The organism is Dactylosporangium aurantiacum, assembly GCF_000716715.1.
In the GTDB taxonomy this organism is placed as follows: Bacteria; Actinomycetota; Actinomycetes; order Mycobacteriales; family Micromonosporaceae; genus Dactylosporangium; species Dactylosporangium aurantiacum.
Genome location: NZ_JNYJ01000016.1, coordinates 148345 through 163583 on the forward strand (window position 1 = coordinate 148345; position 15239 = coordinate 163583).

Below are 15239 nucleotides of genomic sequence, written 5' to 3' on the forward strand. Positions count from 1 at the left end.
CCCGGCGCCGGCCGCTTCACTCCGTCACCGGGGCGCCGTGGCGGGCTCACCGGCAAGATCGCGTACGGGACACTGACCGGTTCGAGACTGTCCGCCGGCGGCGGCGCCAGGATCATTCGAGCAGCTGCGACACCACACCCGACTGTCAAGGAACGACCATAATGCGCACCGTACGACTGCTCGCGTTGTTCACCGCCGCCGCGGCGGTGCTGGCCACGACCGCCTGCGGCGGCGACGACGACCCGGCGCCGGCGCCCGCCCGGACCGGTGCCGCCGCGACGGCCACGACCGCGCCGACCGCCGCCGCGGCGGGTGGCGACGGCACCCTCAGCTACGACGCCGTCGCCAAGCTGGCCAGTGACAGGCTGACCAAGGACCCGAACTGCCCGATCGGCAAGTGGGACGACAACTCCACCGGCCTGGACGACGAGTTCAGGGCCGACGGCGTGTTCTTCAAGCAGTTCGACTGCTACAAGACCACCGACGAGCTGCTGCCCAACCGTATCCAGCAGGTCCTCTTCGTGGAGTTCAAGACCCCGGAACACGCCGCGGCGTACGCGGACAAGCAGGCGTCGCTGTACCCGTCGCTGGTGGCCGGCACGAAGGTCGTCGTCGCCGGGCGCGGCCTGGAGACCATCGACATGAAGGCCTTCCTGGCCGAGGCGCAGCAGAGCGCCGGCGGCGCCGGCCGGATCGTCGGCTGACCCGCACCGGCCGCGGCGGTCACGCGCGTCCACGACAGGAGCGCGTGACCCGCCGGCCCGGACGGCGGGTCGGGTAACCTGCGGAAACGATCCCTGACCAGCGACGGAAGTAACCATGTGTCAACGCGCCACCTGTAAGACCTGCGGCAAGGCCACCTACACCGGATGCGGCAACCACGTCGACGCCGTCCTCGCCGGGGTGCCCCAGTCCGAGCGGTGCGCCTGCGCGCCCAGGACCCCGACCTCCCGCCTGCGTTCCTGGCTGCGCATGCGCTGACCGCGATCCGGCACGCGGGGACGGCCGTGCCACGCTGGAAGAAGCTCCCGGACCGCGCAGCGTGCGGGCCCAGCCAGCGGGGAGGCGACCATGCCGACCAGGCTCCTGTTCGGGTACGACGGCTCTCCGGCGGCCTCCGCGGCGCGGACGCTGCTGGCGGCGACGGTGCAGGAGGGCGAGGCCGCCGACGAGGCGGCCGGCCCGCTGCCGGTCGGTGACCGCGTCGCGGAGCGCCTGTGGGTGCCCGGCGACCACACCCGCCACGGCCTGCACGGGCGGTCGGTGGCGGCGGCGCTGGCCGGATGCGCCCGGCGCGGCGGGGCGGCCGTCCTGGTCGTCGGGTCCCGCGGCCGGTCGGCGGTGCGGGAGATGCTCTTCGGCAGCGTGGCGATGGCCGCGCTGCACCACGGCCACCAGCCGGTCCTGGTGGTGCACCCGGCCGTCTCGCCGGACCGCCCCGAGCTCGCCGCGAGCACCGCGGCATCCCCGTTCACGGCGCCGTGAACACCGCCCGGCGGCATCGCGCGCACGCCGGCGTGGTCCGTCGGCGTCGAGCCCCCGTGACCGCCGCCTTCCTGCACCAGTGGCAGGTCGCCATGCACCTGCTCGGGCTGACCGCGCAGATCGACCTGGGGGTGACCCGCGGCCTCCTCAACGAGTACGTCCGCCACGTACTGAGCAACGAGATCGGCGACTGGCTGCGCCTGCCCCGCGACTACGCGGCGGCGCCCGGCACGGTCGGTCACGGACGGGGCAGCGTCCCGCGGGCCAGGACGTTGTCGTAGATGTGCTCGAGGGCCTCGGTGAACGGTGCCCGCAGGTGCGCCGGAAGGCCGTCGAAGAACAGGTCGTGGACCAGGTCGACGTGGCCCGGCGCGGCCGCCTCGAGGGCGTGCCGGCCGGCGGTGGTGAGGGACACCTCGGTCACCCGCCGGTCGGCGAGCGCCGGGTCGAGGCTGACCAGGCCGCGCTGGGCCATCCGCCTGGCATGGTGGGACAGCCGGCTGCGCTCCCAGCCGAGCTGCGTCGCCAGCGCGGTCACGGTCAGGCAGGACGCCGGTGCGACGCTCAGCGCGGTGAGCACGTCGTAGTCGGACTGCGAGAGCTCGTGGTCCGCCTGCAGCTGACGGTTGATCTCGTACGAGAGCCGCAGCTGCAGGCGGATGTAGGCGAGCCACGCGCGCTGCTCGTCGCGGTCGAGCCAGCCCCGGGCGGGACGTTTCGCGGTCATCCGGCCATCGTGCCAGTTACGTGAACTGTCACGAAACTCAGATCTGCTCGGCACCTCCGTCGACGAACAGCTCCGCGCCGGTCATGAAACTGCTGTCGTCCGAGGCGAGGAACACCGCGGCGGCCGCGATCTCCTCCGGCCTGCCCAGCCGCCCGAGCGGCACGTCGGCGGCGAGCGACGCGAACAGCGGCTCGACGCCCGCGGTGTCACCGGCCAGCCCGGCCAGTCCCGGCGTCTGCACCGGCCCCGGGACGAGCGTGTTGACCCGGATGTCGCGGTCGACGAGCTCGGCGGCCCAGGTGCGGCCGAACGACCGGATCGCCGCCTTGGTCGCGGCGTAGAGCCCGAACGCGGGCGTGCCGTTGGAGGCGGCGGTGGAGCCGGTCAGGATGATCGAAGCACCCGGATTGAGCAGCGGCAACGCCTTCTGCACGGTGAAGAGCGTGCCGCCGACGTTACGGTCGAACGTCGCGCGGTAGTCCTCGGCGGTGATCGCCCCGAGCGCGGCGAAGGAGCCGCCGCCGGCGTTGGCCATGAGCACGTCGAGGCCGGCGCCGCGCTGTCCGATCGCGGCGAAGAGCCGGTCGAGGTCGTCCGGATCGCCGACGTCGCCGGCGATGCCGGTGGCGGACGGGCCGATCAGTGTCACCGCCTCGTCGACGGCCTCGCTCCTGCGACCGGTCACGAAGACGTGCGCGCCCTCCTCGGCGAAGCGCCGCGCCACCGCCAGCCCGATCCCCGAGGTGCCGCCCGTCACCAGTGCCGTCCTGCCCTGCAGTCGGTTCATGTCCCTGCTCCTTCGTTCCTGAACGGGTTACGTCCCTCGTCAACTTACGTGACATGTCACGTATTCCGTCCGTGAGCGCCGACACACCCCACGACGAGACCGCGTGGCCGGCCTGCATTCCTGCCCGCCGGCACCGTGGGTAAACCCGCCCGCGTCGAGGGGGCGCCCGCCTGAACGGCGCGCGCCGTATGCAGCCGAGCACCCCGCGTGGCCGGGAATCCTCGTGGCCGCCGGGCGACGCCTCTCCGCGCGCGGCGCCCGTCGCGGGGCGCGCCGCTCAGGAGAGCGGGGCGGCGGGCCTGGCCTTCTGCGGGTGGATCGTCTCGTGCCGGGCCAGCATCGCGACGAACTCGCCGATCTTCCGCTCGCGCGTCTGCGCCCGCTTGACGGCGTTGAGCCGGTGGATGAGGGCGAACCGGTTGGCCTTGGTGAGCACGTCGAACATGGCCTGGGCCGCGGGGTCGGCGGCGATCGCGGCGATGAGGTCGGCCGGCACCTCCGCCTCCGACGGCGGCGCGTACGCGGCCGCCCACCGGCCGTCCGCCTTCGCCGCGTCCACCGCCGCCCGGCCCGCCGGCTGCATGAGACCCCGCTCCTCCAGCCGCGCGACGTTGCTGACGTTGCGCTGCGACCAGATGCTGCGCGGCGTGCGCGGGGTGTACCGGATCCACGAGACGTCGGCGTCGCCCTTGCGGGCCTGCCCGTCGATCCAGCCGAAGCACAGCGCCTCGTCGACCGCCTGCTGCCAGGTCAGGGTCGTCACCGTGCCGCCCTTCCTGGTCAGGGCCAGCCACACGCCGCCGGACGCGGCGTGGTTGGCCGACAGCCAGGCCCGCAGCGCCACGGCGTCCGCCACGATCAGCTCGTCCAGCTCAGCGCTCACCACGGCGGCAGCGTAGTCGCCCACGGCGCGCGGCGCGGACCGCGGGCCCGCGTCCATCTCGTGGGAGCGTTCCCAACCGGCGGTGGGGTCCGGCTAGGGTGTCGGCGTGCTGGCGATCGTATGGGGCGCCGTCCGCGCCCGGCGGACCTCCGCGGTCGTGATGGCGATGCTCGTCGCCGTCACCGTCGGCGGGCTCGCCGCGGCCGGTTGGATCGCGCGCCGGGACTCCGCGGCCGCCGTCGACGCGCTCATCGCGGCCACCCCGCCGGCGCAGCGCACGGTGAGCGTCCAGGGCAGCGTCACGCTCGGCGCCGACCCGGGGCAGGCCCTGACCCGTTTCCGCGCCACGGCCGAGTCGTCCGCGGGACTGGCCGCGGAGCGGGCCGTGGCGGGAGTGCGGCTGCCGGGCGCGCTGGCGGCCGGTCCGGCCGGCGGCGTCCAGGTCGAGCTGCGCTACCGCGACGACGCGTGCGCGAACGTCCGGCTCACCGGCGCGTGCCCGGCCGGGCCCGGCGAGATCGCGCTGCCCGCGGCGCTGGCGGGCCGCCTCGGGGCCACCGTCGGCAGCCGGTTCGTGCGCGACAACGGCGCCGACCGCGAGCCCACCGCGCTCGTCGTGGTCGGCACGTTCGAGCCCCTGGAGCCGCTCGGCTGGTGGTGGCACGGCCAGCAGGGCGACGCCGCGTTCACCACGCTGGACACCATCGCCTCGACCGGCGCCCCGGCCGTGGCGACGTACGACCTGCTCCTGCCGGCCACGCAGTTCACCCACGGCGACGACGGTGCGGTGGCCGCCGCCGTCGCCCGGCTCACCCGCGGCGGCGCCCTCGAGGTCAGCTCCGGCACCGACGGGCTCGCCCGGGCCGTCGCCGAGGAGCGGTACGCCGCCAACCACGGCATCCTGCTCGCCGCCGTGCAGCTCGGCGCGATCGGGTGGCTCGCGATCGCCGTCAGCGCCTGGTTCGCCGCGGAGGCCCGCCGCGGCGACGCCGCCCGGGTCGCGCTGCGCGGCGGGCGGCGCTGGCGGGTCATCGTCGTCACGTCGGGCCAGAGCGCGGCCCCCGCGCTCGCCGGGGCCGTCGCCGCCGGCGGGGCCGCCGCGCTCCTGCTGCCCGGCGACGCCGCCGGGCCCGGCCCGGCCGGCGTCGCGGCACTGGTCGGTGCCGGCGCGCTGCTGCTCATCGTCGCGGCCGACCGGCGCCTGACCCGGGCCCCGCTGCAGCGGCTGCTGCAGCTCGCACCGCCGCGACGGGCCGCGCTCGCCGGCGCGGTCCTCGACCTGACCGTGCTCGCCCTGGCGGCCGCGGCCGGCTACCAGTCGTGGGTCACCGGTGAGGCGCCGGTCGACGGGTTCGGCCTGGAGCTGCTCGCCCCGGTGCTGTTCGCGGTCGCCGGTGCCGTGCTGCTGACCCGGCTGCTGCTCCCGCCGGCCGTTGCCGCGGGCCGGGCGGCGCTGGCCCGCGGCCGGCTCACCGCGGGGCTCACCGCGCTGTTCCTGGCCCGGCGCAACTCGGCGTACCGGATCGTGCCGGTGCTGGCCGCCGCGGTCTGCGTGTGCGGGGTCGCCGCGCAGGACTGGGCCCGCGCCGACGCCGCCCGCGTGCACCGGGCCCGGGCCGTGATCGGCGCCGACCGGGTGCTGACCGTCGCGACGGTGCCACGGGCCCGGCTGCTGTCCGCGGTCCGCGCCGCCGACCCGCAGGGCCGCCACGCGATGGCGGTCGTCGTGTCGGGCGCGTCCGGCCCCGGGCCCCGCGTCCTCGCCGTGGACTCGCCGCGGCTGCGGGCGGTCGCCGCGGTCGACCCCGGCGCCGCGGTGGCACGCCTGCGCCCGCCCGCCCCGGCCCCGACCGAGCTGAGCGGCGAGACGCTCACGGTGCACGCGGCGGGCCACGGCACGGTGGCGCTGAGCCTCCTGCTGAGCGTCGCGGACACCGGCGCGACCGTGCACGCCGACTTCGGCGCGATCGGCGCCGGCGGCGAGTACCGCGCCGACGCGCCGGCCTGCCGGGCCGGCTGCCGGCTGGTGGCACTGGAGGTGCGCGGCGCGCCGGGCGCGACCCTCGACCTCACCCGGCTCGGCGCCGGTGACCGCACGGTGCTGGGCGGGGCCGTCCTCGCCGACCCCGCCCGGTGGCGCGCCGCGACCGGCGACACGGCCCCGGGGCTGCAACGGCTGCGCGGCGAAGGCGGGATGCGGCTGGCCACCCTCGCCCCCGCCGGCGACGAGCCCGTCGACCGGCGGGTCTACGCCGTCGACGCGCCGCTGCCGCTGCCGGTCCTGGCGTCCGCCGGTGCGGTCCGCGAGCAGGCCGGCAACGGCATCGTCGAGCTCGCCGTCGGCGGTGTCACGGTGCCGATCCGGCCGGCGACCGCCGGCGAGCTGCCGGCCCGCTCCGGCGGGGTGGTGCTGCTCGACCTGGAGTACGGCGAACGCCTCGCCGCCGGGCTCGCGGCGCCGGCCCAGCCCGGCGACGTCGAGCAGGTGTGGCTCGGTGCCGGCGCACCGCCCGGGCTGGTGGACCGGCTCGCCGCGGCCGGCCTCACCGTCATCGGCGGCGACTCCGTCACGGCCGCCGCGGACCGCCTGGCCCGCCTCGGCCCCGCCGCCGCGCTGCGCTTCCACCTGCTCGCCGCGGCGCTCGCGCTGCTGCTGGCCGGCGGCGCGCTGGCGGTCGTGGCCGCCGTGCAGCGGCGCGAGCGGCGGGCCCAGGTCGACGCCCTGCGCCGGCAGGGGGTGCCGCCGCGGGTGCTGCGGGCCGCGGGTCGCCTGTCGGCGCTCGCCCCGGTCGCGGTCGCGCTGGTGGTCGGGCTCGCCGCCGCCGCGCTCGCCCGGTGGCTGCTGCGCTCACCGGTGCGGCCGTTCACCGACGGGTGGGCGGTGCACGAGCCGGCGGTGTCGGTGCCCGCACTGCTGGTCGCGGTCGCGGCCGCCACCGCCTGTTTCGCGGTGGCGGTGCTCGGCTCCGGCCGGGTGGCGGGCCGCCGGTGATCGCGCTGACGTTCGCCGTGCTCTGGGCCCGCCGGCGCCAGGCGGTGGCCCTGTTCCTGCTCGCCGCGCTGGCCACCGGCGGGGTGGCGCTGGCGCCGGTGTACCTGGCCCGCACCGAGGACGGCATCGTCGCCGACCAGGTGGCGCTGGCCCGCCCCGAGGAGCGCACCATGCTCGTGGCGGCCACCGTGGAGCCCGAACCCAACACCGGCACCATGGACCCGCGCTTCGAACGGGCCGGCGCCCGGCTGCTGGACGCGCCCGGTTACACGCAGGTGTTCTCGTCGTCGTTCACGGCGCAGCCGGCGCAGCTGCCGGCGGTCTTCCTGGACGGTACCCGGCAGCTGGCGTACCGCCAGGACGTCTGCGAGCACGTGCAGGTCGTCTCGGGCAGGTGCCTGATGGGCCGGGACGACGCGGTGCTCACCGAGGACACGGCGCGCCGGCTCGGCATCCGGCTCGGCGACCCGCTGTCCCTCGCCGCCTCCGCCTACAACTCGACCACCGGCCAGTTCGTGCCGGCCGGGGCGCCGGGTCAGCTCACGGTCGTCGGCATCGTGCGGCCCGTCCCGTCGCCGTACTGGGCCGGTGGCGGCAACGTCTCCGACGCCTCGACCGGGAACCTGGTCTTCGTCGACCGCCGTACCTTCGACAGCTTCAAACGCCCGTCGGAGCTGCAGGTGTTCGTCGCCTACCCGCAGCCCGGCGCCATCACCGTCGCCACCGTGCCCCGGCTGCGGGCCTGGCTGGCACAGCTCGACACCGCCGGCAGCGGGGGCCGGGCCTCGATCGGCCTCGGCGACCTGCTCGACCGGATCGACGCCGACCGGGCCGCCGCCCGCGCGCCGGTGCCGTTCGCGGCGCTGCCGGTCGCCCTGCTCGGCTGCGCGGTGCTCCTCTTCGCGGTCGCGACCGGCGTGCGGGCCAGCAGGTTCGAGCACGGGGTGGTGGCGCTGCGCGGCGCGCACCGCGCCGCCCGGTGGTGGCTGGCGGCCGCCGAGCCCGCGATCCCGATCCTCGCCGGCGGGGTGCTCGGCGGGCTGGCCGCCGGCTTCGGGTCGGTCACGGCCCTCGGGTACGGCGTGGCGCTCACCGCCGCCGCGGTCCTCGCCGGCGCGGCCGTCGCCGTCCGGGCGATCTCCGCGCCGCTGAGCGACCTGCTCCGGCGGGTCGACCGCCGGGGCGCGCGGTGGCGCTCCGCGACCTTCGACGTGCTCGTCGTGCTCCTCGGCGCCGTCGCCGTGGCGCACTTCCACACCTCGGGTGACACCGTGTACGGCGTGGCGCCGCTCGCCCCGGCCCTGCTGATGCTGGCCGTCGCGCTGCTGTCCGGCCGGGCGGTGGTCCTGCTCGCCGGCCGCGCCGCAGGGTCGGCGCTGCGCCGCGGGCACCTGGTGGCCGCGCTGGCCGCGGTGCGCCTGGCCCGCCAGCCGTCCGGCCGCCGCCTGCTCACCGTCCTCGTCGCCGCCGTGGCGCTGCTCGGCTTCGCCACGACCGGCGTCGCCGTCGCCGCCGGCACCCAGCGGACCCGGGCGGACGTCGCGGTCGGCGCCGACCGGGTGCTCACCGTCGCGCCGACGACCCGGCAGCGCCTGCTCACCGTCACCCGGGCCGCCGACCCGGACGGCCACCACGCCATGGCCGTCGTGCCGCTGGAGGGCATGCTGGCGGTGGACACCACCCGGCTGCCGGCGGCGGTGTGGCGCGCGTCGTACGCCGGTCAGCCGCTGGCCGACCTCGTCCGGGCGGTCCGGCCGATCCCGGCCGCGCCGGCCGTCGTCGTGCGCGGCGACACGGTCACGTTCGACCTCACCGCCACCCGCCTGGACGGGCTGAAGCCCGGTCTCGTCGCGTACCTGGCCCCGCTCGACGGCGGTGCGGGCTTCGAGGTGCGGCTCGGCGACCTCGCCCCCGGCCGGCACACGTACGCCCGCCCCGCCCCGTGCGCCGCGGGCTGCCGGCTCGCCGGGCTCGAGGTCGGGCTGCCCGTCACGGCCGGCCCGACGGTCAGCCTGACCATGCACGGACCGCCGACGCGGGACTGGCGCACTCCCCCGGACGCGACGGTCACGGCGGCCGCCGACGGCGTCCACTTCGACCTGCGGGCCAGCGCCCGCCGCGACGCGGGCCTGCTGCGCCCCGCCGGCGTCCCGGACCGGCTCCCGGTGCTGTCGACCGGCCCGCTGCCGCCGGACGGCCTGCTGGACACCTTCGACGACAACCCGGTCCCGGCGGCCGTCGTGGCCGCCGCGCGCACCCTGCCCCGCCTGGGCCGGCAGGGGATGCTGATCGACCTCGAGTACGCCGACCGCCTCGCCGTCGACTCCGGCGTGATCCAGGGGGCGGAGATCTGGCTGGCGCCCGGGGCGCCACCGTCCATCGTGGACGAGCTGACCACCGGCGGGCTGACCGTCACCGGTGAGCGTACGGTGTCCGGCGAGCGGGCGCTGCTGAGCCGTACCGGCGGCGCCCTCGGGATGCGGTTCTCGCTGCTCGCCGGCGTCGCCGCCGTCCTGCTCGGGGCGGCCTGCCTGCTGGTGACCTCGACCGGCGCGGACCGGACCGACCTCGTCGCGCTGCGCCGGCAGGGCGCCCCGGCCCGCGTCACCCGGCGGGTGGAGCGGGCGGCGATGCTCGCGCTGGTGACCCTGGCGGTGCTGGCCGGGTCGGCCGCGGCGGCCGGGGCGTGGTTCGCCGTCGGCCGTTACCTGCCTGGCGTCGATCCCCGGTTCGTCCCGCCGCCCGGTCCCGTCCTGGCGTCCCTGGCCGCCGCGACGGCGGCGCTCGCCGGCGCCGCGGTGGCCGGGACCCGCTCCCGCATCCGCTGAACACCGCCCACGCCCACGTCCCCTGAGCACCGCCCACGCCCACGTCCGCTGAACAGCACCCACGCCCGCGTCCCCTGAACAGCACCCACGCCCGCGTCCCCTGAACACCGCCCACGCCCGCATCCGCTGGACGCCGCCCACGCCCGGATCAACCGGCGTGCGAGCCGCGCCGGAACACCGGCGGATGCACCAAGTCGACCGCCCACACGACGAGCGCGGCGGTGCCGGCGGCCAGGACCGCGCAGCTGATCGCGGCGGCCCCGAACGTGCCCACGGCGGCGCGCAGGTGCGGCACGATCAGGGAACCGCACACCATCGTGGACAGCGGCGCCAGCACCACCGCCCACACCAGCACCATGCCCTCGAAGCTCCGGCGCCGATGGACCGCCACGGTCAGCAGGGCCGCGACGGTGGTCATCGTCACCGCCAGGCCGAGGAAGATCAGCCAGCCGTCCACGGCACCGGTGTAGGCGCCGGTGTCCGAGCCGCGCCCTGCCCGGGTCACCCGGACGATCTTGCCGCCGTACGAGACGAGCTCCACCTCGTCGCCGACCGCCACGGCCGCGTAGAAGTCCTCGTCCACGTGGGCCGAACCGGCCGCGGTCTCGAGATGGTAGGTCTCCGGGTCGCCGGAGTGCCGCTTCTGCACCACCGTGGCGGGCTCGGACACCAGGCAGTCACGTCGCTGGGGCGTGCCGGCGGCGCACGGCCGGGCCCGCTCACTCGCCGTCAGCCGCGCGGCGGCCCGCGCGAGCAGGACCGCCGTCACGCCGGCAGCGGCGAGCGTGGTGAGCAGGACGGCGTAGGCGGCCACGTACCGCCGGACATCGGTATCGATGTACGGCATTGTCGCAGAGCCCGGCGAGCGGGCCCGGCACCGCGGTCGCCGTGCCGGGCCCGGCGCGAGAGTCGCCGTCAGACCGGGGCCCGGTCGCCGACCAGCGCGGCGACCCGCTCCGGCGTGCCGGCCACCAGCAGGTCGTCCTCGGTGAGGTTGACCCCGTGGTCCCGCTTGAGCTGGGTGGCCAGTTCCAGCAGCACCAGCGAGTCCAGGTCGAGGTCGGTGAAGGGCGTGTCCGCGGCGACTGGGGCGGCGGTGCGCTCCGCCACGAAGGTGGTGATCTTCTCGGTGAGCTGCATGGCGAGATTCCTTCCCGGAGTACGGAGTTCCTACAGGTCGGGCCAGATCAGAGCCGTCGAGGCCCAGCTCAGGCCGCCGCCGAACGCGGTCAGCACGACGCGGTCGCCGGCCTCGAGGCGGCCGTCTGCGGTCGCCTCGGACAGCAGCAGGGGGATGGACGCGGCCGAGGTGTTGCCGACGTGGTCGACGTTGGAGAGCATCCGCTCCCGCGGCATGCGCAGCACGTCCGCGACGGTGTGCAGGATGCGGATATTGGCCTGGTGCGCCACGCACCAGTCGACGTCGGCGCCGGTCCAGCCGACCCGGCCCAGCAGCCGCTGGGACGACCCGGCCATGTGCTCCACCGCCTGGGTGAACAGGTCCCGGCCCCGCATCGTGAGGTACTCGTTGGCCAGCTCCGGCGCGTGCGGGTGGGAACGCTGCCGTGAACCGCCGCCGGGCACGACCGCGAGCGCGCGGCGGTCGCCGTCGCTGCCGGCGTCGAAGCCCAGCAGCGAGCCCGCCTCCCCCGCGGTGCCGGCCCGCAGGACGGCCGCCCCGGCGCCGTCACCGAAGATGATGGCGGTGGAGCGGTCCGCCGGGTCGAGCCGGGTCGACCACAGGTCGGCGCCGATGACCAGCACCCGTTCCGCGGCGCCGATCGCGATGGCGCCGGCCGCGGCGGTCAGCGCGTAGACGAAGCCGGCGCACGCCGCCGACACGTCGTAGGCGGCGACCTGACCCAGGCCGAGGTTCGCCGCAACCTCGGGCGCGGTGGCCGGCATCGGCTGGTTGCCGGTGCTGGTGGCGAGCACCACGAGGTCGACGTCGCGGACCCCGGCGGATTTGAGGGCCCGCTCGCCCGCCTCGGCGGCGAGGTCACCGGTCACGGTGCCGGCGTCGGCCCAGTGCCGTTGCTGGATGCCGGTGCGGCTGCGGATCCACTCGTCGTTGGTGCCCAGCGACTGGGCGAGTTCCTCGTTGGTGACGCGGCGCGGCGGCACGTAACCGCCGATGCCCGTCAGGACCGCCGTCGGGCTCATGTCGTCGTCCTTTCCTGAAGGCCGGGCAGTTGGTGCGCGACCGCGCACGCGATGCTCAGGTGGTCGTAGTCGGCCTCGATGCGGGCCGAGCGCCACTGCGCGCCGTCGCCCGCGGTCAACAGCTGCGCGTCGGCGAGCCGGGCCCGCAGCACGCCCGACCCGGTGGCCGGGCGGCCGGGGTCGGCGGTCTCGAGCGTGGTCTGGCGCATCCACAGCGTGTGGCTGTCCGCGCGCCGTACCCCGTCGAGCTCGTACAGCAGCACCTGGCCGAGCTGGATCGCGGCCACGAACGCGTCGATGACGGACACCCCGCGGTGCGCCGCGCTGTCCAGGCCGGTCAGCTCCAGCTCGTCCGGTGTCGTCCAGGTGACCCCGAGCCGGGCGGTGGCCGCCCGGGCCGGCAGGTCCAGCGCGACGTCCTCGACGTGCTGCGTCTTGTCCCGGTGCGCGGCCGCGTACGGGCGCCGCCGCGCGGGGCCCAGTGCCGCGTCCGCGTCGGCGTAGCGGGCGATGACGGCGGCCGGCGTGCCCGCCGGGTGCAGCACCTCGGCCCGGGCCCGCAGCTTGCCGACCTGGCAGTCCACCACCGACACCATGAGGTCGCCGGCGCCGGGCACCGGGGTCGGCGCGGCGATGCGGGCGCGGACCGCGAAGCCGGCGAGCTCCTCCTCGACGGGGCTGCTGCCGGCCAGCAGCCGGACCCGGCGCAGCCGCAGCGCGGCCCGGTCCGCCGGGGTGAGGCCGCGGGCCCGGGTCAGGTGCACCTCGGCGGTCTCGGCGGCGATCAGCAGCACGTCGATGCTGCTCAGGTGCGGCAGCTGGTCGACGGAGCCCTTGCGGGACCAGTCGGCCGGGTAGGACACCGCCGCCGACGCCTCGACCGTGCCGGCGCCGTCGGGGCCGGCGGTGACCGCGATGTCGGTGAGCCGCTGCTCGGCGCGCTTGTAGCCGGCGCCGAAGAACCGGTGCGCGCCCGGGCCGAGGTAGTCGTCGATGCCCGGCGAGCGGGTGGGCGACGTCGTCGTCATGCGCTCACACCCCCGACCGCTCGAGCCGGCCGCGGGCCACGGCGAACGGCTCGGGCACCGGCGCGCAGCCCTCCAGCGCCACGGCGCCCGAGCGGACCACCTCGCGCACCCCGAACTCGGCCAGCAGGGCCAGCAGCGAGGCCAGCTCCGACGCCGTCCCGACGGCCTGCACCACGATCTCGGCGGCGCCGACCTGCTCGGTGCTGGCGTGGAAGAGCCGCAGCACCTCGCCGATGCGCGCGTGGGCGGTCTCGCCCTCGGCGGCGACCTTCATCAGGATCAGCTCGCGGCGCACCGCGAGCGCGGGGTCCAGCGGCACCGCGGCCCGGACGTCGTACAGGTTGTCCAGCTGCGCCGCGATCTGCGTGATCGGCTGCCGCGCGCTGTCCACGACGACGGTCACGCGGGCCACGTCGGGCCGTTCGCTCGGGCCGGCGGCCAGCGAGTCCACGGCGAAGCCGCGCCGGGACAGCAGCGCCGTGATCCGGGTCAGTGACCACGGCGTGTTCTCCACGAATACGGAAAGGGTCCGGTGTTCCATAGCGTTGTCCACTCCTGTACCGAGTCAGTCGCCGGCGTCGCCGAAGTCGGGGCGTACGTCGCGGGCCGCCATGATGTCGTCGTTGGACGTGCCGGCCGGCACCATCGGCCACACCATGGCGTCCTGGTTGACCACGAAGTCCACGACGACGGGTGCGTCGTCCAGGGCCATCGCCTTCTCGATGGTCGCGTCGAGCTCCTCCGGGTAGGTGCAGCGCAGCCCGTGGCAGCCCATCGCCTCGGCGAGCCGGACGAAGTCGGGCAGCCGGCCGCCGGGGCCGTCGCCGGCGCCGGGGTGCAGCGTGGTGTGCGAGAAGCGCCGGTCGTAGAACAGGTCCTGCCACTGCCGGACCATGCCGAGCGTGCCGTTGTTGATCACCGCGACCTTGATCGGGAGCCGGTTGACCGCGCAGGTCACCAGCTCCTGGCCGGTCATCTGGAAACAGCCGTCGCCGTCGATCGCCCACACCGGCACGTCCGGCAGGCCCGCCTTGGCGCCCATCGCGGCCGGCACCGCGTAGCCCATCGTGCCGGCGCCACCGGAGTTGAGCCAGGTGTACGGCCGTTCGTGCGGCAGGAACTGGGCGGCCCACATCTGGTGCTGGCCGACCCCGGAGGTGAACACGGTGCCCGGTGCCGCCAGCTCGCCGATGCGCCGGATCACCCGCTGCGGGGCCAGCCCCGGGCCGGTCTCGTCGAAGCCGGGCGGGAACCGTGCCCGCCAGGCGTCGATCTGCCGCCACCAGCGCGTGTAGTTGCCGCGCCGGCCGGCCGCGTGCTCGGCCCGCAGCACCGGCACGAGGCGGGTCAGCACCTCGCGGGCGTCGCCGACGATACCGATGTGCGCGGGCACGTTCTTGGAGATCTCCGCCGGGTCGATGTCGATGTGCACGACGGTGGCGCCGGGGGCGAACGTGTCGGTGCGGCCGGTGACCCGGTCGTCGAAGCGGGCCCCGATCGCGATGACGAGGTCGGCGCGTTGCAGCGCGGCGACCGCGGGCACCGAGCCGTGCATGCCGGGCATGCCCAGGTGCAGCGGGTGGCTGCCGGGGAAGGCGCCGAGCGCCATCAGCGTGGTCGTCACCGGCGCGCCGGTGAGCTCGGCGAGCTCCCGCAGCGGCTGCACGGCACGGGCCTTGAGCACGCCGCCGCCGACGTACAGCACCGGCCGGCTGGCCCTGGTCAGCAGCCGGGCCGCGGCCCGGACCGCCCGCGCGTCCGGTGGCCGCACCGGGCGCACGCCGGGCGGCACGGGCGGCGGCGGCCAGGCGAACGCGGTCGTGCCCTGCAGCGCGTCCTTGGTGATGTCGACCAGCACCGGGCCCGGACGGCCGCCGGTGGCGATGCGAAACGCCGTGGCGATGGCCGGGGCGATCTGGGCCGCGTCGCTCACCTGCAGGCTGTGCCGGGTGATCGGCAGCGTCATGCCGCAGATGTCGACCTCCTGGAACGCGTCGGTGCCCAGCACCCCGGACGGCACCTGACCGGTGATCGCGACGACGGGCACGGAGTCCAGGTACGCGTCGGCGAGCGGGGTGACGAGGTTCGTCGCGCCCGGCCCGGACGTCGCCATGCACACGCCGACCCGGCCGGTCGCCTGGGCGTACCCGGTGGCCGCGTGGCCGGCACCCTGCTCGTGCCGGACCAGGACGTGCCGGATCGCGGTCGACTGGTACAGCGGGTCGTACGCCGGCAGGATCGCGCCGCCGGGGATGCCGAACACGGTGTCGGCCCCGGCCCGCTCCAGCGCGGCGACCAGTGCCTGCGCGCCGGTGATGGGTTCGGCGTGGGTCATGGTGGTCCGCC

15 protein-coding genes are annotated in these 15239 nt (G+C 76.4%); 6 read left to right on the top strand and 9 right to left on the bottom strand.

The genetic code is table 11. The annotated features are described in order from the left end of the window. The first annotated feature begins 161 nt into the window (after window positions 1-161). From OP18_RS19995 to OP18_RS59685, 4 genes are all read left to right on the top strand, one after another. A complete protein-coding gene (locus OP18_RS19995; RefSeq protein ID WP_033360456.1) occupies window positions 162-704 on the top strand; it encodes a hypothetical protein in 543 nt (180 codons plus the stop codon). Between the two features lie 115 nt (window positions 705-819). Then, window positions 820-981: a hypothetical protein gene (locus tag OP18_RS59115; protein WP_169788960.1), complete on the top strand. Its 162-nt coding sequence runs from the start codon at window positions 820-822 to the stop codon at window positions 979-981. A gap of 90 nt (window positions 982-1071) precedes the next feature. Beyond that, window positions 1072-1485: a universal stress protein gene (locus tag OP18_RS20000; RefSeq protein ID WP_052387010.1), complete on the top strand. Its 414-nt coding sequence runs from the start codon at window positions 1072-1074 to the stop codon at window positions 1483-1485. Between the two features lie 56 nt (window positions 1486-1541). After that, a complete protein-coding gene (locus tag OP18_RS59685) occupies window positions 1542-1766 on the top strand; it encodes a hypothetical protein (RefSeq protein ID WP_033360457.1) in 225 nt (74 codons plus the stop codon). Here the strand turns inward: OP18_RS59685 and OP18_RS20010 are convergent. The 3 genes from OP18_RS20010 to OP18_RS20020 form a co-directional block, all read right to left on the bottom strand. After that, window positions 1724-2212, bottom strand: coding sequence for a MarR family winged helix-turn-helix transcriptional regulator (locus OP18_RS20010; RefSeq protein ID WP_033360458.1), 489 nt, complete (start codon window positions 2210-2212; stop codon window positions 1724-1726). The genes OP18_RS59685 and OP18_RS20010 overlap by 43 nt on opposite strands. 37 nt (window positions 2213-2249) lie before the next feature. Next, on the bottom strand, window positions 2250-2999 hold the full coding sequence (locus OP18_RS20015) for an SDR family NAD(P)-dependent oxidoreductase (RefSeq protein ID WP_033360459.1): 750 nt from the start codon (window positions 2997-2999) through the stop codon (window positions 2250-2252). Window positions 3000-3276: 277 nt separating this feature from the next. Then, entirely contained in the window at window positions 3277-3885 is a 609-nt protein-coding gene (locus OP18_RS20020) for a YdeI/OmpD-associated family protein (protein WP_033360524.1), read from the bottom strand. 103 nt (window positions 3886-3988) lie between these two features. On the opposite strand from OP18_RS20020, the gene OP18_RS20025 reads away from it, so the two are divergent. Then, window positions 3989-6874 carry an FtsX-like permease family protein gene (locus tag OP18_RS20025; protein WP_033360460.1) on the top strand — a complete coding sequence of 962 codons (2886 nt, stop codon included), beginning with the start codon at window positions 3989-3991 and terminating at the stop codon, window positions 6872-6874. Then, window positions 6871-9702, top strand: a complete 2832-nt coding sequence (locus OP18_RS20030) for a hypothetical protein (RefSeq protein WP_033360461.1) — start codon at window positions 6871-6873, stop codon at window positions 9700-9702. Before OP18_RS20025 ends, OP18_RS20030 begins: the two co-directional genes overlap by 4 nt. Before the next feature lie 148 nt (window positions 9703-9850). Here the strand turns inward: OP18_RS20030 and OP18_RS20035 are convergent, their stop codons facing one another. The 6 genes from OP18_RS20035 to OP18_RS20060 all read right to left on the bottom strand — a co-directional run bounded on the left by OP18_RS20035 (window position 9851) and on the right by OP18_RS20060 (window position 15228). Beyond that, window positions 9851-10549 (bottom strand): hypothetical protein, encoded by a 699-nt coding sequence (locus tag OP18_RS20035; protein ID WP_033360462.1) that lies wholly within the window; start codon window positions 10547-10549, stop codon window positions 9851-9853. A 68-nt stretch (window positions 10550-10617) separates the two neighbouring features. Continuing rightward, the gene (locus tag OP18_RS20040) at window positions 10618-10842 is read right to left on the bottom strand and encodes a phosphopantetheine-binding protein (protein WP_033360463.1); all 225 of its coding nucleotides are present in this window, start codon (window positions 10840-10842) and stop codon (window positions 10618-10620) included. Between the two features lie 30 nt (window positions 10843-10872). Continuing rightward, window positions 10873-11865 (bottom strand): beta-ketoacyl-ACP synthase III, encoded by a 993-nt coding sequence (locus OP18_RS20045; protein ID WP_033360464.1) that lies wholly within the window; start codon window positions 11863-11865, stop codon window positions 10873-10875. After that, complete coding sequence (locus OP18_RS20050; protein WP_033360465.1) at window positions 11862-12893, bottom strand: AvrD family protein; 1032 nt, start codon at window positions 12891-12893, stop codon at window positions 11862-11864. The genes OP18_RS20045 and OP18_RS20050 overlap by 4 nt, the downstream gene beginning before the upstream one ends. A 4-nt stretch (window positions 12894-12897) precedes the next feature. After that, window positions 12898-13434: an acetolactate synthase small subunit gene (ilvN, locus tag OP18_RS20055; protein WP_081970920.1), complete on the bottom strand. Its 537-nt coding sequence runs from the start codon at window positions 13432-13434 to the stop codon at window positions 12898-12900. 24 nt (window positions 13435-13458) lie between these two features. Next, window positions 13459-15228: an acetolactate synthase large subunit gene (locus OP18_RS20060; RefSeq protein WP_033360466.1), complete on the bottom strand. Its 1770-nt coding sequence runs from the start codon at window positions 15226-15228 to the stop codon at window positions 13459-13461. Window positions 15229-15239 lie beyond the last annotated feature (11 nt).